Below are 19,852 nucleotides of genomic sequence, written 5' to 3'. Positions count from 1 at the left end.
GGTCCGGTCCCGGACCCGATGCGGCCTGTCGCCATCCCGCCCGCACGGCGCAGTCTTGGGACATGACCCGAGCACTGATCGTCATCGACGTCCAGGAATCCTTCCGCGCCCGCCCGCTGTGGGAGACCATCTCCGACCCGAAGATCGCCGAACAGGCGAACCGTCTGGTCCGGCTCGCCCGCCGGGCCGGTGACCTCGTCGTGTGGGTGTTGCACTCCGAGCCCGGCAGCGGTGACGTCTTCGACCCGGCCCTCGGCCACGTGCGGCTCATCGACGGACTGGAGCGCGCGGAGGGCGAACCGCTCCTCCACAAGACCTCGCACAACGCCTTCACCACCACTAACCTGCAGCAACTCCTCACCGAGCACGGCGTCCGCGAGCTCACCGTCTGCGGCATCCGCACCGAGCAGTGCGTCGAGACCACCACCCGCGTCGCGAGCGACTTCGGCTACGGGGTCACCTTCGTCACCGACGCGACCGCCACCAACCCCATCCCGCACCGCGACGCCCCCGCCGACCAGACCGTGGCCGAACTCCTCGCCGACCCCCGCACCCTCCCCGCCGACGAGATCATCCGCCGCACCGAGTACGCCCTCGCCGGCCGCTTCGCCACCATCGCGACGGTCGACGAACTGGAAGCCGCCGCCGCACATCAGGCATGATGACCGGATCGTGAGCCACGTCGTCTTCTTCCTGGTCCCCGGAGTCCACCTGCTGGACCTGGCAGGCCCCGCGCAGGTCTTCTCCACGGCCGCCGACTTCGGACACCCGTACACGCTCTCCTACGTCGCCGAGCAGCCCGAGGTCACCAGCGCCCAGGGGCTGCCGCTGACGGCCGGGCTCGACTGGCCCGAGCTCGGTCCCGAGGACCTGATCGTCGTGCCGGGATGGCGTGCCGTCACGCTGGCCGACGCACCCGCCATCGGTGCTACGACGCTGCGGGCACTCCGGGACCACCACGCCCGGGGCGGAACGGTGACCAGCGTCTGCGCCGGAGCCGACGCGCTCGGCCGGGCCGGACTCCTCGACGGCCGCCACTGCACCACCCACCACGACGTCCAGGACGAACTCGCCCTGCGCCACCCGAAGGCGACGGTCGTCCGCGACGTCCTGTTCACCACCGACGACCGGATCGTCACCTCGGCCGGCATCGCCAGCGGCATCGACCTCGCCCTGCACCTCGTCGCCACCCGGCACGGTCCCGCCGTGGCCGCGCAGATCGCCCGGGACATGGTCGTCTACGCCCGCCGCAACGGCCACGAGTCACAGTCCAGCGCGATGCTCCGGCACCGCTCCCACCTCGACGACACCGTGCACCGCGCCCAGGACCTCATCGACACGCGCTTCGACGAGGCGCTTCCCCTGCCCGCCCTCGCCTCGGCGGTCGGCGTCAGCGAACGCACCCTCACCCGCCTCTTCAGCCGGGCCACCGGACTCACCCCGCTGCGCTATCAGCAGACCCTGCGCCTCGAACGCGCCGAGCACCTCATCAGCCACGGGGCCACGATCGACGCGGCCGCGCGGTCGGTCGGGTTCGAGGACGCCCGGATGCTGCGGCGACTGCGGGCCCGTACCGAGTAGTCGAGTGCGCGCCCGCACCGAGTAGCGGCTGGGTGCCCGCACCCCGTATTTGAGAGGCGGCGGGGCAGGCACGCTGTTAGGTTGCCGGGTCGATGGACCGCCGTGTCGAAGCCCGACCGCCTTGTCTCAGGAGTGCCCAGTGATCCCACCTCGGCTGGTTCCGCTGCTCGACCAGTTCGACTTCGCGCGCGAACGTCTCTCCAGCCGGATGGCAGGGCCCGTCATGGACAGCGGCGACGGGACGGACACCCGGGTCGTGCCCATGACCGACGCGGAGTACTTCTGGGAACCGGTGCAGGACTGCTGGTCGGTGCGACGGCGGACGGACGGTCCGGGAGCGCGGGCAACCGCCCTGACGGGACAGGGTGATTGGGGGCGTGACACCGCCGCGTATCCGCATCCCTGGCCGCCGCCCTTCACCACCATCGCGTGGCGCCTGAGCCATCTCGCCGAGTTGCTGACCCTTCGCGCCGACCACACGGCCGGCAGCCGTTCGTTGACCCGGGACGACTACTCCGTCAGCGGCGATGCCGTCGGTGCGGTCGATGCCTTCGACGCCGGTGCGGTTGCCTGGCGGAAGGCACTGCTCAGCGTCGACGAGACCGCGCTCGACACCGTGGGGTACTGCACGTATCCGCACGGCAGTGATGCGGAGGAGCCGTTCATCGACATCGTGTGGTGGGTCAACCAGGAAGTCCTGCACCACGGGGCCGAGATCGCCCTGCTGCGCGACCTGTACCGAGAGCGCGGCTGACCGTCACAGGACCGCTCCCATGCGCCAGGGGACGATCTCCTCCGTCCCGAACCCCAGCGCCTCGGACTTGCTCTCCGTACCGGAGGCCATGTCCACGAGGGCCTCGAACAGGGCGGTTCCGTACGTGAGTTGGTCGGCGTGGCTCATCGCGGGCCCGGCGTCGAAGTCGATGTCGCCGCGCATCCGCTCGTACAGCCCGCTGGTGGTGCTGATCTTGAGGCAGGGGACGGGCCGGGAGCCGAACAGTGAGCCGCGGCCGGTGGTGAAGGCGAGCAGGTTGGCGCCGCCTGCGACCATGCCGGTGGCCGACACGGGGTCGTAGCCGGGGGTGTCCATGAAGGTGAGGCCCGGTGCGGTGATCGGTTCCGCGTATCCGACGACGTCGTTCAGCGGGTTGGTGCCGGACTTGAGGACCGCGCCCAGGGACTTCTCCCAGATGGTGGTGATGCCGCCGGCCCGGTTTCCGCGCGATGGATTGTTGTCGAGGGTCGCGCCGTTGGTCGCCGTGTACTCCTGCCACCAGGCGATGAGTTGGTCGATGCGGGCCGCTGTCTCCGGGGTCGTCGCCCTGTCCCGCAGGAGGTGGTGGGCGCCGTAGATCTCCGGGGTCTCGCCGAGTACGACCTTGCCGCCGGCCGCGGCGAGGAGGTCGGCCGCCACGCCGAGTGTGGGGTTGGCGGTGAGTCCGGAGTAGGCGTCGCTGCCGCCGCATTGGAGGCCGAGGGTGAGTTCGGAGAGGGGGATGGGGACGCGGTGCGCCTGCGTGATGCGGGAGACCAGGTCGGCGATGCGGTCTAGTGCGGTGTTCAACGTGGCTGCGGTGCCGCCGAGTTGCTGGATGGCGAGTGTTTCGACACCCCTGTCGTCGCTTTCACGGAGGAGGTTCTCCGGCTGGTTCACCTCGCAACCGAGGCTGATCAGCAGGGCGCCCGCGACATTGGCGTGGCCGAGGTAGCCGCGCAGAGTACGTCGCAGGATGACGTCGCCCGCAGTGCCCTCCGCCATTCCGCAGCCGAGGTCGTGCGGGAGCGCGATGACGCCGTCGAGGCCCGGTGTTCCCTTGTGGAGGGCGTCGGCGCGCAGGGCGATCATCCGGGCCACCGTGGCGGAGCAGTTCACGGTCGGGACGACGACGAGGTAGTTCCGGGTGGCCGCGCGTCCGTCTGGGCGGCGGTATCCGAGGAAGTGGTCGCGGGTGGGGGAGACTTGAGTCGGCGGGGTGCGCTTTGGTGACGGCCTCGCGGTCGGCTCCTCCCACCGGCCAACTCCCAGGTTGTGCACGTGGACGTGTCCGCCCGCCGGGATGTCGGCCAGGGCCACGCCGATGACCTCGCCGTACTTGCGGACCGGTGTGCCCTTCGGGATGTCGTGCAGCGCGACCTTGTGTCCGGCGGCGATGTCCTCGGCGGCCGGTCTCGTGCCGTCGGTGAGTTCGAGGGGCGTTCCGCGTGGCGCATCGTCGAGGAGTAGCCCTATGTCGTCCGCTTCGGGACGAGGCACCAGCGGTCTGACGATGGCCGCTGGTCCCAGTGAGTCACGACGTTCACGGTTCACGTGATCGACCGTAGGACGCCAACACCGCGCAGGGGAAAGACGGTTATCGATGGTCCGTCATCCGGAATACGAATGCGCGGTCCCCCAAGGGGAGTTGGATCAGAAAGGGAGGAGATGGGTCAGGCGCGGAAGGGTCGCACCGGTACCCCCGCCGTCCCGGTGTCGACGACGAACACGGAACCGGACAACGGGGAGTTGGCCAACTCCTCGGCGGACAGGCCGTTTCGCGCGGAGGTGATGAACAGGCGGCCGTCCGCACCGAAGGCGCAACTCGTCGGCTGGAGCACGGGCACCGGTACGAGCCCGACGACACGGCCTGTCGGGTCGTAGCGCCGGACTTCGCGCCCGCCGTGCATGGCCACCCAGAAGCAGCCCTCCACGTCGACGGCGAGGCCGTCGGGGACGCCGACTCCCTCGGTCTTCGTCAGCACCTCCAGGCGGCCGAGTTCTCCCGGCTCGGCGTGGAAGTCCGCGCGGTACAGGAGGTTGGCGTAGCTGTCGGCGAGGTACATGAGGGTGTCCTCGGCGTTCCAGCCGAGGCCGTTCGGCAGGACGAGGCCGTCCGCGGCGACGACGCTCGGGCCGTCGCCGTCCCACCGGTGCAGTCGGCCCTGGCCCGGTGCGAACTCCATGTCGTTGCTGCCGGCCCAGAACCTGCCGCGGGAGTCCACCTTGCCGTCGTTCATGCGCAGGTTCGGCTCGGGGAGGACCGGGTCGACCAGCGTCAGACCGTCGCCGGTGACGTAGCCGAAGCCGTCCGCCACCGCGACGGCGAAACCGTCGTGCGTCGCGCGCGGTGCGACCGCGCCGACCATCGTGCCGACGTCTGTGACGGTCTGTCGACCCATGGACAGGTTGTCTTGATAAATCCTGTGGCCGTAGATGTCGACCCAGAGGAGATGCCCGGTGCGAGGATCGAACACCGGCCCCTCACCCACGTCCGAGGTGTCATTCCGTACTGCCACTTCGAGATTCGTGTACGTGCGGACATCGGCCATCGCGACTCCATTCCCTCTGCCCTCGTTTTCCCTCAACCTCGCCCCGGTCACCCGCGATCGTCAACGCTGATTCACGGATGCCGGGTATTTGTTCCGCGAATGGGCCACAGATACCTCACACCGGTGGAACCGCTGTCGTACCTTCAGGTCTGGGTGCCTTCGCGACCGCTCGGATGAACGCTCGGGCGGCGGCGCCCAAGGGGCGTTGTGAGTGCCACCAGATTCCCACGTCCCGATAGCGGTTGAGATGTTGAATGGGGCGCATTTCCATTCCCTCGCGCAGAATCATCACCGCGCCGAGATAGTTGATGATGCCGATTCCGTGTCCGGCGCGGACCATCGCGCCGAGAGTGGTCGGCTGGTGGGAGACGGTTCCGGAGGGCGCGACCAGGTCCTTGATGCTCAACTCGACCTCGGCCTCGTATCCGACGACCGTATTGGCGAGGGGATCGCCGATCGTGATGACGCGTTGGTCCGCGAAGTCGGACAGTTCGATCTCGCTCTTCTTGAGCAGTGGATGGCCGGTCGGGGCGAGCATGACGAAGGGTTCCCGCCACAGCGGACGCATGGTGAAGCCGTGGTCGTGCGGTTCGGGCCGGACCGGGCGCAGGGCCACCGAGACCCGGCGCTCGGACAGCGCGGCCTCGATGAAGCCCGCGTCGCCGTCCAGGACCGCCACCCGGATCCGCGGATGTTCTTTCTGCAACGCGGTGATGACCGCCGGGAGGAATTCCGAACTCCCGCTGGCGAAACTCGCGACCGTCACGGTTCCGGAGATATCGCCCCGGTCGGTCTGGCGCGCGGTGACCAATTCGTCGGCGGCGGCGAGTACCGATCGCGCCCGGGCCAGCAGAGCGCGGCCGTCGTCGGTGAGGGTGAGCGGCCGGATACGACGTTCGATGAGCAGACAGCCGAGTTCGCGTTCCAGATTCGCGATGTGCGCCGAGACGCGCGGTTGCGACAAATGCAGCTTTTCGGCCGCTCTGGTGAAACCGCCGGTATCCACGACCTCGACCCAGGTACGCAACCAGGCCAGTTCGAGCGTCATTGACCGAACCTCCTCTCCTCGCGGTCGGACCACCGTCGGTCCGGAATTCTCGCTGACGGCACGTCATCTGCGCGGCAGATCAGGTGTATTCGTATTTCGCTGTTGACGAGTTCCGGCGATCATGGCCGACTGGAACAATGACCGATCAGACTTCTTTCGGCACCGCCCGCGGGCTGCTGTCCGCGCACGGAGCGGACCTTCTTCGCGGCGACGACGGTGCCGTGATCACCTCCGTGGAGACCTACGCCCTCGCCGTGCCCCTGAAGCGGCCCATCGCCGACTCCACGGCCGCCATGGCGCACTGGACGGTGCCCGTGGTCGAGATCCGCACCGCCGACGGCCTGGTCGGGACGGGGATCTCCGGCGTCCACTGCGCTCCCGAACTCCTCTCCGACGTGATCCTCTCCTACTATGCCGACGCCCTCCTGGACACCTCGTCCGAGGACATCCTGGGCACCTGGAAACGCCTGTACTGGCTGCCCACGCACTGGATCGGCCGGGCCGGCGTCGTCCACATGGCCCTCGCCATGGTCGACATCGCCCTGTGGGACCTCGCCGCACAGCGGGCCGGCATGCCCCTGTGGCGGCTGCTCGGCGGCACCCAGGAGAGCGTCGAGGCGTACAACACCGACGGCGGCTGGCTCAACCTCACCGACTCCGAACTGGTCCGCGATCTCACCTCGTTGGTCGACCACGGCTGGTCCCGGGTGAAGATCAAGGTGGGGCGCTCCGACTGGCGCGAGGACGCCCGCCGCGTCCGCGCGGTCCGACGGGCGCTCGGCGACGACGTGACCCTGATGTGTGACGCCAACCAGCGCTGGGACCTGTCGACGGCGAACCAGATCATGCCGGTCCTGGAGGAATCGGCGATGGACTGGGTCGAGGAGCCGGTCCACGCCGACGACCTCCAGGCCCACGCCCGCCTCCAGTCGTCGACACGCCTGGACGTCGCGGCCGGCGAAAGCATCTACTCCTACCACCAGTTCGCCTCCTTCATGGCCGCCGACGCCATCCGCGTCGTCCAGGCCGACGTCACCCGGGTCGGCGGCGTCACCGAGTTCCTGCAGATCGCGGCGCACGCGGCGGCACGGGGTCTGCGGTTCGCGCCGCACGCCGGCGACATGATGCAGGTGCACCAGCACCTGGTCGGCACCGTCCTCTCCGAGGTGCCGCCCCTGGTCGAGTTCATCCCCTGGACGCAGGAAGCCTTCGTCGAGCGCAGCGTCGTACGCGAGGGGCTCATGGAGCGTCCGCAAGCCCCCGGTGCCTCGACGGCGATCGATCCGGCCGCGCGGGTGCGGTGGCAGATCCCCGGAGTGGGCTCGTCCAGGACCCTCTGAGACCCCCGCCCCACCATCGACGGAAGGAACGAGATGACCGAGTCGCCCCCGAGGCGTACCGAGGAGCGCGTGGCCGTCGTCACCGGCGCGGGCCAGGGGATCGGGCGCGCCATCGCCGTGGCCCTCGCCGCCCGTGGCGTACGGGTCGTCGTCACCGACCGCAACACCGAGACCGGCACCGCCGTCGCCAAGGAGGTCGGCGGCGAGTTCCTGCCCCTGGACGTCTCCGACCCCCGGGCCGTGGCGGGCGTCGCGGGGGAGGTCGTACGACGCTTCGACCGCGTCGACGTCCTGGTCAACAACGCCGGCATCGCCCACGAGGACGACGCCCTCGACGTGACGGACGAGGTCTGGCACCGCGTCCTCGACGTCGACCTGACCGGCACCTTCGTGGCCAGCCGGGAGTTCGGCCGGCACTTCGTGAGCCGGCGGTCCGGCTCGATCGTGAACATCTCCTCCATCGCCGCCTTCATCGGCTCCAACCCCGAGTACCACGTCGCCTATGACGTCGCGAAAGCCGGCGTCTCCCAGCTGGCGCGCTCGCTCGCGGTCGAGTGGGCGCGGTACGGCGTCCGGGTCAACGCGGTCGCGCCGGGCCGGACCCGCACGCCGATCCTCGACACGGTGGGGATGGACGACCCGCGGCGCATGACGCAGTGGATCGAGCAGATCCCGATGGGCCGCCTGCTGGAGGCCGAGGAGATCGCGGCCGCCGTCGCGTTCGTCGCCCTCGACGCGACCGCCATGACCGGCCAGACCCTCCTCGTCGACGGCGGCCAGATCGCCCAGTGACCCGCTCACCGACGCTTGCCCTCAGCCGACACCGAGGGCAAGCGTCTCTCCCTCGGCGAGCCGGACTTCGAGGAGATCGGCGCCGTAGCGCAGTCGTACGTCCGTAGCTCGTGACGCACGGATCGTGGCGACGTCCAACTCCCCGTCGCGCCAACGGATATCCACGGTGAGACCGCCCCGGGCACGCAGCCCGCACACGCTCCCGTCCGGCCAGTCGGAGGGCAGCGCGGGCAGCAGTTCTACGTCCTTGCCGTCCGACTGGAGCAGCATCTCGGCGACTCCCGCCGTGCCGCCGGAGTTGCCGTCGAAGGAGTAGATGTTCTGCGCAGCGCCCGCCACCCCGCCGGCGGAGAACGACATCAGGTTCGCCTCACTGGCGTCCGCGATCAGGCTGGTGAGGTGCTTCAGGGCCGCGTCGCCGTTGAGGAGACGGGCGTAGTAGACGGTGAAGTTGGCCTCGACCCACTCGGTCTGTTCCCAGCCCGGGGCCTGTTGCCTCCGTTCGATGGTGACCTCGGCGGCGCGCGCGAGGTCCGGTGTGTCGCGCGGCGTGATCTGGTGCTCCGGGAACAGCGCGCTGAGATGCGAGGTGTGCCGATGGCTCGGCTCGGCCTCCTCGTAGTCGTGCAGCCACTCCCGCACCTGCCCGTGCCGCCCGATACGGAGCGGCGGCAGCCTGCGGCGCGCGGCCTCGATCCTGGTCCTCAACTCGGCGTCGACACCCAGGAGTTCGGCGCTCTCCGCGCAGATCCGCAGAACCGCCTCCATGAACACGCGGTCCACGGTGGCCCCCATCGACACCGAACATCGGCTGCCGTCGGGCGCGAGATACCAGTTCTCCGGGGACTCCGACGGCCCGGTGACGAGCAGACCGTGCTCCGGTTCCTCGACCGCGTAGCCGAGGAGGAACTCGGCGGCCCCGCGCAGGATCGGATACGCGCGCTCCCGGAGGAACGTCTCGTCACGGCCGTACTCGAAGTGCTCCCACAACTGGAGGGCGAGCCACGCCCCGCCGGTCACGTTCATGCCCCAGCCGATGCCGGAACCGGGTGCCGTGTACCCCCACGCGTTGGTCACCGTGTGGGCGACCCAGCCCGGCGCGCCGTACAACTCCCCGGCGGTTGCCCGGCCTTGGTCCGCCAGCTTCTCCAACAGCCCGAACAGCGGCTCGTGGCACTCGGCCAGGTTGGTCGACTCGGCTGCCCAGTAGTTCTGTTGGGTGTTGATGTCGAGGTGGAAGTCGTTCGTCCAGGGCGCGCTGCTGGCCAGGCCGTCGTTCCAGAGCCCTTGCAAGGCCAGCGGCAGCGGGGAGTTGGCGCGGGAGCCGGCCATCGTCAGGTAACGGCCGAACTGGAAGTAGAGCGCGATGAGTTCGTCGTCGGCCTTCCCGGAGGCGAGCCGCTCGCGGCGCGTGTCGGTGGGCAGGGCCGCGACGTCGGGTGCGGCCGGTCCGAGATCCAGCGAGACCCGTCGCATCAGCGCCTGATGGTCCGCGATGTGCGCCGCCCGGACGGTCTCGTAACCGGCTTCCAGACCTGCGGACAGCAGCGATTCCGCGTGCGCAAGCGGGTCCCCTGCTGCCCAGTCGGTTCCTACGACGATGTAGACGATCGCGCTGTCGGCGCCCACCAGCCGAAGCGCATCGCCCGTGCGGTGCACGGTTCCACCCTCGGCTTCGAGGTGAGCGCGGATCTCCAGGGCGACACCCTGCTGTCCGTCGCTGTGCAGGCTCTCGTACGCATGGCCGCTGAAGCCGACGTACGAGTCCGTGGTGGTCGTCTCGCCGGGGAGTATGCCGTCCCGGATAGAGAGGGCGAAAGCCAGCGTTCCGGGGCGGTCCGTAGTGAGGCGGATCGCTATCAGGCCGTGCGGGTTGGTGGCGAACACCTCGCGGGTGAAGCGGACTTCGTCCTGTACGTAGGTGACCGTGACGAGGCCCGTGTCCAGGTCCAGTGTTCGCCGGTAGTCCTGGGGCTGAGCCCCTTCAGGGAAGGCGAGTTGGAATTCAGGGAGGGGCAGGTTGGTCCCGAACGAGCTTGCCCTGCCCGGGAGATGTTCGGCGGCGAGTCGCTGGGCTTCGGCGTGGTCGCCCGCGAAGAGGAGTTCGCGGATGCGCGGGACCTGCTGACGAGCGGTCGGGTCGAGGTCTGCCGGGGACGGGCCGCCGGACCATGCCGTCGACTCCGAGAGCTGTATCCGCTCCCGGTCCGTGCCGCCGTAAATCATCCCGCCCAGACGGCCGTTGCCGATGGGGAGGGCTTCGAACCAGCGGGTGGCGGGGTGGTCGTAGCGGAGGGTTCCGGGTGGGACGCGGACATCGCGGAGGTTTTGGTCGGAGAAGGCCTTCAGCATGGCATGCGCTTTCGTGACGGGTGTGAAAGAGAGCAACTCGCTGTGGGCGTGGGCTATTTGGCGGGCGCGAACACGTGCTGCGCGGCGACGGCGGCGCCTCCGCGGGCCCACTCCTCGAAGGGGAGGGGTCTGACGACGAGGTCGCAGTCGGCCGCGGCGCCGAAGGCTCGGGCGGCGAAGGTGGTGCGGATCTGGTCCTCGTAGAGGTCGTAAGTGGCCACGCCCTCACCGGAGATGATGATGCGTTCCGGTCCGATGAGGTTGGCCACCGACGCCAGTGCCAGGCCCAGGGCGTGGCCCGCGCGGGCGAAGACCGCGCGGACGTCGGCGTTGCCGGCGTGGGCGAGGCGGACCGCGCCGTCCATCGTCAGCGTCGGGTCGCCCGTCGCCCGGCGGGCCTGGTCCGTGATGGCCTGGGTGGAGGCGACCGCTTCGACGCAGCCGGTGTTGCCGCAGGTGCACACGCGGTCCGTGCCGCCCACGGGCAGGTGACCGACCTCTCCCGAGACACCGTGGGCGCCGGAGACGACCCGGCCCCCGATGGAGATACCGCAGCCGATGCCCGCGCCGACGGTGACCAGGGCGAAGGAGGACAGCCCGACCCCGACGCCGAACCACTGCTCGGCGACGGTCAGGGCGCGGACGTCGTTCTCGATGACGGTCGGCAAGTCCGTTGCCGTCTGGACAAGTTGGGCCAGGGGTACGCGGCGCCAGTTCAGGAAGGGGGAGTACTGGACGGTCCCGGTCTGGCCGTCGACGTCCCCGGAGATCGTGACGCCGATGCCGTGCAGGGCACCCGGCGCGTGCGGTGCCGCCTGCGCGTTCAGCTGGTCGACGAGCCGGGCGACGGCCAGGACGACCGTACCGACGTCACGTGAACCGAGGACGGCCCGCGCGGTGGCCAGGGTCCGGGCGGTCAAGTCGGTCAGCGCGCCGATGAGTTCGTCGCCGGTGATCTTCACGCCCACGAAGCGGGCGCGCTCGCCGCGCACCGTCATCAGCGTGGCCGGCCGGCCCTGGGTGCGCTCGGTCGAGCGGCCCAGCTCGCTGATCCAGCCGTCGGTCAGCAGGGGAGTGGCCACCTTCGTGACCGCGCCGGGCGACAGACCGGTACGGCGCCCGATCTCGGCGCGCGTGAGCGGGCCGTGGGCCAGCAGGGTCTGGAAGAGCAGAGCGGCCGCGGGTGGCTGATCGGCGAGCGTCATGCGGCGACCATACATTTCCCTTGGAAAAGAAGATAGAAGAAGGACGGCACCCGCCTGTGTCCGTCTTTCTCGCTCATCGCCCGAATCCTGCTCCATTCCTTCCACGAATGTCGATGATTCGCGCTGCGCACTATGTTGACGCTGGAAGAAAAGCCTGGCTACATTCGCGGCACCTCACGACAGGTGGATGGGACGTCCACCGACGCAGGTGGCGGCCGGTTTCCTCCTCGACCGGCCGCACAAGTCATCGCGTGCCGCGCTCTCCAACGGGCGTTGCCTTACAGCCACTTGGGCGGATTCAAACGCCCACTCACCCATTCCCCATGCGGCTGACCGTGCAAGGGGCACCTTCCGGTCCTTCCCAGGGCCCCGCCGTGCCTTTTCGCGCCGAGATGGAGTAAACACATGGCTCGTCCAGCAGGACCCGTATCCGCCGTACGCCACAGACTCCGTACGGGCGGTGCCCGCCTCCGACACCTGTCCGTCCTGGCCGCCACCGCACTCATGGTGTCCCTCGCGGCACCCACCGCCGCGTCGGCGGCGGACTCGTCCCCCGCGCCGACGAGCACGGGCCACCAGCAAGCCGTTCTCGCCGCCAAGCCGTACATGGGGTGGAGCAGTTGGAGCCTGGAGGCGACCAGCTATCCCGGCTACGGCGGGGTCGGTTGGCTCACCGAGGCGCACGTCAAGCAGCAGGCGGACGTGGTCGCCTCGAAGCTCAAGTCCCACGGCTACGAGTACATCAACGTGGACGCGGGGTGGGTGAACGGCTTCGACCAGTACGCCCGGCCGAAGCCGAACACCACCACGTTCCCGCACGGCATGAAGTCCCTGGGCGACTACCTCCACCACAAGGGCCTCAAGTTCGGGCTGTACCTGGCAGTCGGCCTCGACCCCGCCGCGTACGGCGACGGGACGACCGCGATCCACAACGCCCCCGGCTGCACCACCTCGGACATCGTCTATCCCGACCTGCGCAAGACCAACGGGTGGAACTCCGCGTACAAGATGGACTTCACCAACCCCTGCGCGCAGAAGTACATCGACTCCCTCGCCGACCAACTGGCGGGCTGGGGCGTGGACTTCCTGAAGGTCGACGGGGTGGGTCCGGGCTCGGCGCAGGGAGGCGCCGACCACGACAACACCTCGGACGTGAAGGCCTGGCACACCGCGCTCCAACAGACCGGCCGTGCCGTCCAGTTGACACTGTCCTGGTCGCTGAGCCACACGCAGGCGGCGACCTGGAAGGCCAACTCCAACGGCTGGCGCATCGACACCGACGTCGAGTGCTACTGCAACACACTGGTGACCTGGGACAACTCCCTGAAGGTGCGCTGGAACGACGTCGTGCAGTGGATCGACGACGCCGGACCCGGACACTGGAACAACCTCGACTCCCTGAACGTCGGAGTCGGCGCCATGGACGGTCTCACCGAGGCCGAGCGGCAGAGCTACGCGACCCTGTGGGCCATCGAGTCGGCGCCGCTCTACTCGGGCGACGACCTCACCAAACTCGACGCGTACGGGCTGAAGTTGCTCACCAACGACGAGGTCATCGCCGTAGACCAAGCCGGTCATCCCGCGCGGCCCGTCAGTCAGACCACCAACCAGCAGACCTGGTACTCCCGTAATCCCGACGGCAGTTACACCGTCGCGCTGTTCAACCTGGGCGCCAAGGCCGCCGATGTCACCGCGGACTTCGCGGACTTGGGCATCGGCGGAACGGCAACCGTCCGTGACCTGTGGCAGCACAAGAACCTCGGTCGCGTATCCGGGCACCTGACGGAGAGTCTGCCGGCGCACGGTTCGCGGCTCTTCACCTTCACGCCGAGCCGGCAGGGCGCCAACCCCGGTACTCCGCTGGGCGTCCACGGCACCGCCGCCACGTCGACGAGCGTCTCGCTGGCCTGGGACAAGGTGAACACCGGCGCCTCACCCGTCAGCCGCTACACCGTCTACGCCGACGGCCGGCCGGTGACCACCAGCACCGGTACCACGGCCACCGTCACGGGGCTGAGCGCGGCCAACGCGCACACCTTCACGGTCGTAGCCCGTGATGCCCAAGGCCGAACGTCGTCTCCCAGTAAGGCAGTTGGGGTCACCACGCCCGCGGCTGGCGGACCCAGCGCCTACGAGGCCGAAGCGTCCGGCAACACGCTCACCGGCAACGCCACGGTCGCGGGCTGCGACGGCTGCTCCGGCGGGCAGAAGGTCGGCAATCTCGGTGGCGGTGAGGTGGCGATCAACCACGTCAGCGCGCCGAAGGACGGCACGTATCTGCTGAAGCTGGACTACGTGGACGGCGACTCAAGTCGCGTCATCGACCTGACCGTTGGCGACACCACCCTCCAGATCCCGGTGCCCGGCACCAACGACAACGACTGGGGTGCCCCGCAGTCGCTCACCGTCCCGGTGTCGCTGAAGGCCGGGGACAACACCCTCCGCTTCGGCAACGCGACCGACTACGCGCCCGACATCGACAAGATCACCGTCTGAACCACGCCCGACGCTCCACCAGTTGGACACGCAACGCACGAAGGAGGGTGCTGTGGTGGTCACATCACAGGGCAACCACGCAACGCCGGTGAAACCGCGGTCCGGTGAGCCGGGCGCGGTGGCCACCACGGCCGTCTCACCGGGCAAGGGACCGGCCAGGAAGACACGGCGCGCCGGCGCCACCAGGTCGGCGGCTGCCCGACGCCGGGACCTGCCGGTCGCCCTGCTGCTCATCCTGCCCGCCGTGGTCGGCTTCGCGACCTTCTACGCCTATCCGACCCTGCGCGGCATCTACCTCAGCTTCACCGACTTCCACGTCCTGACCCCGCCGCAGTGGGTCGGACTGGCCAACTTCCGGGAGCTGTTCGGGGACGACGTCTTCTGGCACTCGCTCCTTGTCACCGTCTACTTCGTCCTGCTGTCCGTCGTCTTCGGCACGGCGATCTCCCTCGTGACCGCGGTCGTACTGCACCGCGTGACCCGGTCGTCGGTCCTGCGCGGGGTGATCCTGCTGCCGTTCCTGATCTCCAACGTCATCGCCGCCCTGGTGTGGCAGTGGATGCTCGACCCGACCCTCGGCATCGTCAACATCGCCCTCAAGCACCTGACCGGCCACTCCATCCTGTTCTTCGGCAGCGGGGGATGGGCGATCCCCTCGCTTGCCGCGATCAGCGTCTGGAAGTGGATGGGCTACTACGCCCTGCTGATCTTCGCCGGCCTGCAGACCATTCCATCGACGATCTACGAGGCGGGCCGGGTCGACGGCGCGAGCGAGGCGCAGATGTTCCGCCGGCTCACGGTGCCCCTGCTGCGGCCGATCCTCATCATGGTCGTCGTCCTGACGGTGATCAACTCCTTCCAGGTGTTCGACATCGTGCAGGTCACCACCAAGGGCGGACCGGCCAACGCCTCGAACGTGCTGCAGATGTACATCTACGACAAGGCCTTCCGGCAGTTCGACTTCGGCTACGCCGCCACCATGTCGCTCGCCCTGTTCGCCCTGCTCATCGCGGTCACCTTCACCCAGCTGCGGCTCGCCCGCGCCAACGAATCCGACCTGAACTGAAGGAGGCCGCCCCCATGGCTGTCACCATCGCACCCGGCCCGGCGGCCGCCCCGCGCCGCCCGACCCGGAACACCGCCCGCAGATTCTCACCCGGCAGGGCCGTCGCCTGGATCTACCTCGGCGTCATCGTCCTCGTCACGCTCTTCCCGTTCTACTGGATCCTGCGTACTGCGCTGTCCAACAACTACAAACTGGCGACCCACCCGTCCTCGCTCCTGCCGGTCGGCTTCACCTGGGGCGCCTTCGAGCGGGCCCTGGGCATCGCCTCCACCGCGTCGGCCCAGGCGCAGGGCGGCTCCGGCGCCTCCCTCGACTTCGCGCTCTACCTGCGCAACTCGGTGATCTACGCGTCCGTGCAGACGGCGCTGATCGTGCTGATCTCGGCGGCCGCCGCCTACGCCTTCTCCCGGTTGCACTGGCGTGGCCGCGACCTGGTGTTCAACATCCTGATCAGCGCCCTGATGGTGCCCAGCGTGTTCACGCTGCTGCCCAACTTCGTCCTCGTGAAGGACCTCGGACTCACCGACACCTTTGCCGGACTCATCCTCCCCGGCGGCCTGTTCCAGGCCTTCACGCTGTTCTTCCTGCGGCAGTTCATGCTCGGCCTCAGCAGCGAGGTCGAGGAGGCCGCCATCATCGACGGCGCCGGCCCGCTGCGGATCTTCTTCCGGATCATCCTGCCGATGACGTCCGCGCCGATCGCCACCGTGTCGCTGCTGATGTTCGTCAACGCCTGGAACGACTACTTCTGGCCGCTGCTGATCGCCAACGACCAGAGCGTCCAGCCCCTCACCCTCGCCCTCGGCGTCTTCAAGCAGTCCTCGCCCCAAGCCGCCCCCGACTGGGCCGGGTTGATGGCCGCCGCCCTCATCGCGGCGCTGCCGATGCTGCTGCTCTTCCTCGCCTTCGGCAAACGCATCGTCAACTCCATCGGCTTCTCCGGCCTCAAGTGACCGGCGAGGGCCTCCAGTTCGGCAGCGACAGCCTCCAGTGACCGGCGAAAGCCTCAAGTGACCAGTGAAAGAAGGAACCATGAGAGTTCGCAAGGCCGTGGCACTCGGAGCCGCGCTCACTCTGACGGCCCTCGTGTCCGCCTGCTCCTCCAACTCCAGCAGCAGTTCCGGCTCTTCGACCCTGAACTGGTGGACCTGGGACGACAAGCAGGCGGCCGCCTACAAGGTCTGCGCCACGGACTTCGAGAAGGCCAACCCGGGCGTCACGGTGAAGATCTCCCAGTACGGCGTCACCGACTACTTCACCAAGCTCACCGCCGGCTTCGTCGCCGGCAAGGCTCCCGACGCGTTCCAGAACAGCGTCCAGTTCTTCCCGCAGTACGCCGACCAGCACCAACTCCTGTCGCTGGACGACTACATCAAGAAGGACAAGTTCGACCTGTCGCGGTTCTCCGTCGGCGTCGACTCGTGGAAGTACACCGACGGCCACCAGTACGGCCTGCCCCTGGACTGGGCCGCCACCGGCCTCTACTACAACACCGACATGCTCACCAAGGCCGGCTACACCACCAAGGACGTCCAGAACCTCAACTGGAACCCCGACAACGGCGGCACGATCGGCAAGATGATCGCCCACCTGACCGTCGACTCGAAGGGCCGCCGCGGTGACCAGCCCGGCTTCGACAAGGCGAACATCAAGACCTACGGCTTCGGTCAGCTGGCCGCCAAGGACTTCCTGGGCCAGACGACTTGGAGCTCCTTCGTCTCCACGACGGGCTGGCGGCTCGGCAACAAGGCCAACTGGCCCACCCAGTTGAACTACGACGACCCGCGCCTGGTGAAGACCATGGACTGGATCCGCACGCTGGTGGCGAAGGGATACGCCCCCAAGATCGGCACGTTCACCAATACCGTCTCCGACGTCGACCTCCTCTCCTCGGGCAAGGTCGCGATGGAGACCGGCGGTTCGTGGACGGCGTCCACCTTCGCCAAGATCCCCGACATCAAGGTCGGCATCGCCCCCACGGTCCTCGGGCCCGACAACAAGACCCGCGCCGTCCTCAGCAACTCCAACGGCAACACCATCTGGGCGGGCACCAAGAACCCCGACCTGGCCTGGAAGTGGGTCTCCTACATGGGCTCCGAGGCCTGCCAGACCAAGGCGTCGGCGACCGGCACCTTCTTCCCGTCCATCCCCGCCTCGATGGACGCCTCCGCCAAGGCCCTCAAGGCACAGGGCGTCGACCTCTCGGTCTTCACCGACATGCTGAAGAACAAGGAGCTCTACCCGTCACCGGACTTCCGCAACGGCGCGGCCCTGCAGGACGCGATCGAGCCACTGATCGAGGGCTACTTCGGCGGACAGAAGAACGACAGCGTCTTCGCCGACATGCAATCCAAGACCAAGAGCATCCTCACCCAGAAGTAACAGCCGTCTCCCCGGCGGGACATGGCCCTTACGGCGCGTCCCGCCGCCCTCCCCGAAAAGAGACTGCATGCCCGCGACCCCCTCGTGCATCGTCAGCCTGCGCGCGGCCGGCACGTGCCTCGCCGTGGAGCTCACCGAACCGGTGCCCCGCGTCCTGCACTGGGGCGCCGACCTGGGCGACCTCAGCCCCGACGACCTGACCGCCCTGAGCCTGACCGCCGAACCCGCGATCCTCAACAACGCCCCCGACATCCCCCGCCGCTTCACCGTCTGGCCCACCGAGGCCGACGGCTGGTCCGGCACCCCGGCCCACCACGGCCACCAGGCGGGCACCGCCACCGCGCCCCGCCCGACCCTCGCGGGCGTCACCCATCGCACGGACCCGGAAGGCGGCGGCGTACTCGAACTGCACCTCACCGACGCGGCCGCCGCCCTGGACATCACCCTCACCTACACCCTGGACCCCCACGGCATCCTCACCGCCGAAGCCCTCATCTCCCGCACGGACAACGCCAATTCGACGCCTTACGACCTCGCAGGCGCCCTGACTCTGCTGCCTCTCCCGCGCCGGGCCACCGAGATCCTGGACTTCACCGGGAAGTGGAGCCGCGAACGCTCCCCGCAACGCCACCCGCTGCACCACGGCGCCCACGTACGTGACGTACGACGCGGAAAACCCGGCGTCGACTCGCCGCACCTCCTCACGGTGGGCGTACCGGGCTTCGGATTCGGCGCCGGCGAGGTCTGGGCCGTACACGTCGCATGGAGCGGCGACCAGCGTTACCTCGTCGAGCAACTCCCGGAAGGAGCAGGCGTCCACGCCTCCGCGCTCGGCGGTGGCGAACTCCTCCGCGCGGGCGAGATCCGCCTGGCACCCCGCGACACCTACCGCACCCCGCGCTGCCACTTCGCCTGGTCGCCGAACGGCCTGGACGGCATCGCCGACCGCTTCCACCGGCATCTGCGCGCACGACCCCAACACCCGCGCGGCTCGCGTCCGTTGGTGCTCAACAGCTGGGAGGGCGTGTACTTCGACCACGACCTCGACCGGCTGCGCGCTCTGGCCGAGCGGGCCGCCGCCGTGGGAGTCGAGCGGTTCGTGCTCGACGACGGCTGGTTCAGCGGGCGTCGCGCCGACACGGCGGGCCTCGGCGACTGGCTCGCCGACCCGACCGTCTGGCCCGACGGACTCAGCCCGCTCGCCGACCATGTCCGGTCGCTGGGCATGGACTTCGGCCTCTGGGTGGAGCCGGAGATGGTCAACCTCGACTCCCACCTGGCCCGCACCCACCCCGACTGGATCCTCGGCCCCGCAGCCGGCCTCGGCCCGACCGCCCGCCATCAGCACGTCCTGGACCTCTCCCGCCCCGAGGTCTTCGACTATCTACTGAAGTCACTCGACGCACTCGTCGGAAGCTACGACATCGCCTTCCTCAAGTGGGACCACAACCGCGAACTCCTCGAAGCCGTACGCACTTTGGATGATCGTCCCGCAGGCCATGCCCAGGTCGAGGCCCTGTACCGACTGCTGGACGCGGTCAAGCAACGGCACCCCGGACTGGAGATCGAGAGCTGCGCGAGCGGCGGCGGCCGAGCCGACCTCGGCGTACTCGACCGCACCGACCGCGTGTGGCCCTCGGACTGCAACGACCCCGTGGAACGCCAGGCGATCCAGAGCTGGACCGTCCAACTCCTCCCGCCCGAACTCGTCGGCACCCATGTCGGCGCCGCGCGCAGCCACACCACCGGACGCGTCACCTCGGACACGTTCCGCCTGATCACCGCCCTCTTCGGCCACGCGGGCATCGAGCAGGATCTCGCCGAGTGCTCGGAGGAAGAGCTGACCAGACTGACCGCCTGGAGCGCCCTGTACCGCGAACTGCGCCCCCTGTTGCACAGCGGTCGTACGGTCCGCGCCGACCTGGAGGACCAGGCCTGTCTCCTGCACGGAGTCGTGGCCCAGGACGGCTCACGGGCGCTGTACTCCTGGGCGAGAGTGGCCACTTCGCCCGAAGGGCAGTCCGGCCGGACGCGTTTTCCGGGCCTGAACCCCGATGCCCGCTACCAACTCCGGGTGCGCACCGAACTCGGCCTGCCCTCCTTCCACCAGATCGCACCGCCCGCGTGGCTGACGGCCGCGCAGGAGGACTGGCTGACGCTGCCCGGCTCGGTGCTGGCGACCGCCGGTCTGCCCATGCCCACCCTCAACCCCGAGCAGGCGCTGCTCATCGAGGTCCGTCGCCAGGACTGAAGGATGCGAGGAAGTCCCCCGGCATCAAGTCCC

General features: G+C 69.0%; 15 protein-coding genes. 10 read left to right on the top strand and 5 right to left on the bottom strand.

Going from position 1 to position 19,852, the window contains the following annotated elements; genetic code table 11:
- Nucleotides 1-62: 62 nt before the first annotated feature.
- The 3 genes from ACIBK4_RS31275 to ACIBK4_RS31265 all read left to right on the top strand — a co-directional run bounded on the left by ACIBK4_RS31275 (nt 63) and on the right by ACIBK4_RS31265 (nt 2,335).
- The gene (locus ACIBK4_RS31275) at nt 63-662 is read left to right on the top strand and encodes a cysteine hydrolase family protein (protein ID WP_399000012.1); all 600 of its coding nucleotides are present in this window, start codon (nt 63-65) and stop codon (nt 660-662) included.
- A 10-nt stretch (nt 663-672) separates the two neighbouring features.
- Entirely contained in the window at nt 673-1,581 is a 909-nt protein-coding gene (locus ACIBK4_RS31270; protein ID WP_399000010.1) for a GlxA family transcriptional regulator, read from the top strand.
- A gap of 139 nt (nt 1,582-1,720) precedes the next feature.
- The gene (locus tag ACIBK4_RS31265; RefSeq protein ID WP_399000008.1) at nt 1,721-2,335 is read left to right on the top strand and encodes a DinB family protein; all 615 of its coding nucleotides are present in this window, start codon (nt 1,721-1,723) and stop codon (nt 2,333-2,335) included.
- A gap of 3 nt (nt 2,336-2,338) precedes the next feature.
- Here the strand turns inward: ACIBK4_RS31265 and ACIBK4_RS31260 are convergent, their stop codons facing one another.
- From ACIBK4_RS31260 to ACIBK4_RS31250, 3 genes are all read right to left on the bottom strand, one after another.
- Nucleotides 2,339-3,835 carry a UxaA family hydrolase gene (locus ACIBK4_RS31260; RefSeq protein ID WP_399000006.1) on the bottom strand — a complete coding sequence of 499 codons (1,497 nt, stop codon included), beginning with the start codon at nt 3,833-3,835 and terminating at the stop codon, nt 2,339-2,341.
- A gap of 173 nt (nt 3,836-4,008) precedes the next feature.
- A complete protein-coding gene (locus ACIBK4_RS31255) occupies nt 4,009-4,887 on the bottom strand; it encodes an SMP-30/gluconolactonase/LRE family protein (RefSeq protein WP_399000003.1) in 879 nt (292 codons plus the stop codon).
- A 115-nt stretch (nt 4,888-5,002) separates the two neighbouring features.
- Entirely contained in the window at nt 5,003-5,935 is a 933-nt protein-coding gene (locus ACIBK4_RS31250) for a LysR family transcriptional regulator (protein ID WP_399000001.1), read from the bottom strand.
- Nucleotides 5,936-6,072: 137 nt separating this feature from the next.
- Between ACIBK4_RS31250 and ACIBK4_RS31245 the strand changes: the two genes are divergently transcribed.
- Together ACIBK4_RS31245 and ACIBK4_RS31240 are read left to right on the top strand one after the other, a co-directional pair.
- Nucleotides 6,073-7,275, top strand: a complete 1,203-nt coding sequence (locus tag ACIBK4_RS31245) for a mandelate racemase/muconate lactonizing enzyme family protein (RefSeq protein WP_398999999.1) — start codon at nt 6,073-6,075, stop codon at nt 7,273-7,275.
- A 33-nt stretch (nt 7,276-7,308) separates the two neighbouring features.
- Complete coding sequence (locus tag ACIBK4_RS31240; RefSeq protein ID WP_398999996.1) at nt 7,309-8,067, top strand: SDR family NAD(P)-dependent oxidoreductase; 759 nt, start codon at nt 7,309-7,311, stop codon at nt 8,065-8,067.
- A gap of 21 nt (nt 8,068-8,088) precedes the next feature.
- Here ACIBK4_RS31240 and ACIBK4_RS31235 read toward each other — a convergent pair whose 3' ends face one another.
- Both ACIBK4_RS31235 and ACIBK4_RS31230 read right to left on the bottom strand, forming a co-directional pair.
- Complete coding sequence (locus tag ACIBK4_RS31235) at nt 8,089-10,419, bottom strand: glycosyl hydrolase family 95 catalytic domain-containing protein (RefSeq protein ID WP_398999994.1); 2,331 nt, start codon at nt 10,417-10,419, stop codon at nt 8,089-8,091.
- 53 nt (nt 10,420-10,472) lie between these two features.
- Nucleotides 10,473-11,624 carry an ROK family protein gene (locus ACIBK4_RS31230; protein WP_398999992.1) on the bottom strand — a complete coding sequence of 384 codons (1,152 nt, stop codon included), beginning with the start codon at nt 11,622-11,624 and terminating at the stop codon, nt 10,473-10,475.
- Nucleotides 11,625-12,029: 405 nt separating this feature from the next.
- On the opposite strand from ACIBK4_RS31230, the gene ACIBK4_RS31225 reads away from it, so the two are divergent.
- The 5 genes from ACIBK4_RS31225 to ACIBK4_RS31205 all read left to right on the top strand — a co-directional run bounded on the left by ACIBK4_RS31225 (nt 12,030) and on the right by ACIBK4_RS31205 (nt 19,819).
- Nucleotides 12,030-14,120: a fibronectin type III domain-containing protein gene (locus tag ACIBK4_RS31225; protein ID WP_398999990.1), complete on the top strand. Its 2,091-nt coding sequence runs from the start codon at nt 12,030-12,032 to the stop codon at nt 14,118-14,120.
- A gap of 52 nt (nt 14,121-14,172) precedes the next feature.
- The gene (locus tag ACIBK4_RS31220; RefSeq protein WP_398999988.1) at nt 14,173-15,186 is read left to right on the top strand and encodes a carbohydrate ABC transporter permease; all 1,014 of its coding nucleotides are present in this window, start codon (nt 14,173-14,175) and stop codon (nt 15,184-15,186) included.
- A 14-nt stretch (nt 15,187-15,200) separates the two neighbouring features.
- Nucleotides 15,201-16,139, top strand: coding sequence for a carbohydrate ABC transporter permease (locus ACIBK4_RS31215; RefSeq protein WP_398999985.1), 939 nt, complete (start codon nt 15,201-15,203; stop codon nt 16,137-16,139).
- Between the two features lie 79 nt (nt 16,140-16,218).
- Nucleotides 16,219-17,568, top strand: coding sequence for an ABC transporter substrate-binding protein (locus ACIBK4_RS31210; RefSeq protein ID WP_398999983.1), 1,350 nt, complete (start codon nt 16,219-16,221; stop codon nt 17,566-17,568).
- A gap of 67 nt (nt 17,569-17,635) precedes the next feature.
- Nucleotides 17,636-19,819 (top strand): alpha-galactosidase, encoded by a 2,184-nt coding sequence (locus ACIBK4_RS31205; protein ID WP_398999981.1) that lies wholly within the window; start codon nt 17,636-17,638, stop codon nt 19,817-19,819.
- Nucleotides 19,820-19,852: the final 33 nt, after the last annotated feature.

The sequence above is a fragment of the Streptomyces sp. NPDC050528 genome, assembly GCF_044457795.1.
Taxonomy (GTDB): Bacteria; Actinomycetota; Actinomycetes; order Streptomycetales; family Streptomycetaceae; genus Streptomyces.
This window is presented reverse-complemented; position numbering and strand designations above follow the sequence as displayed.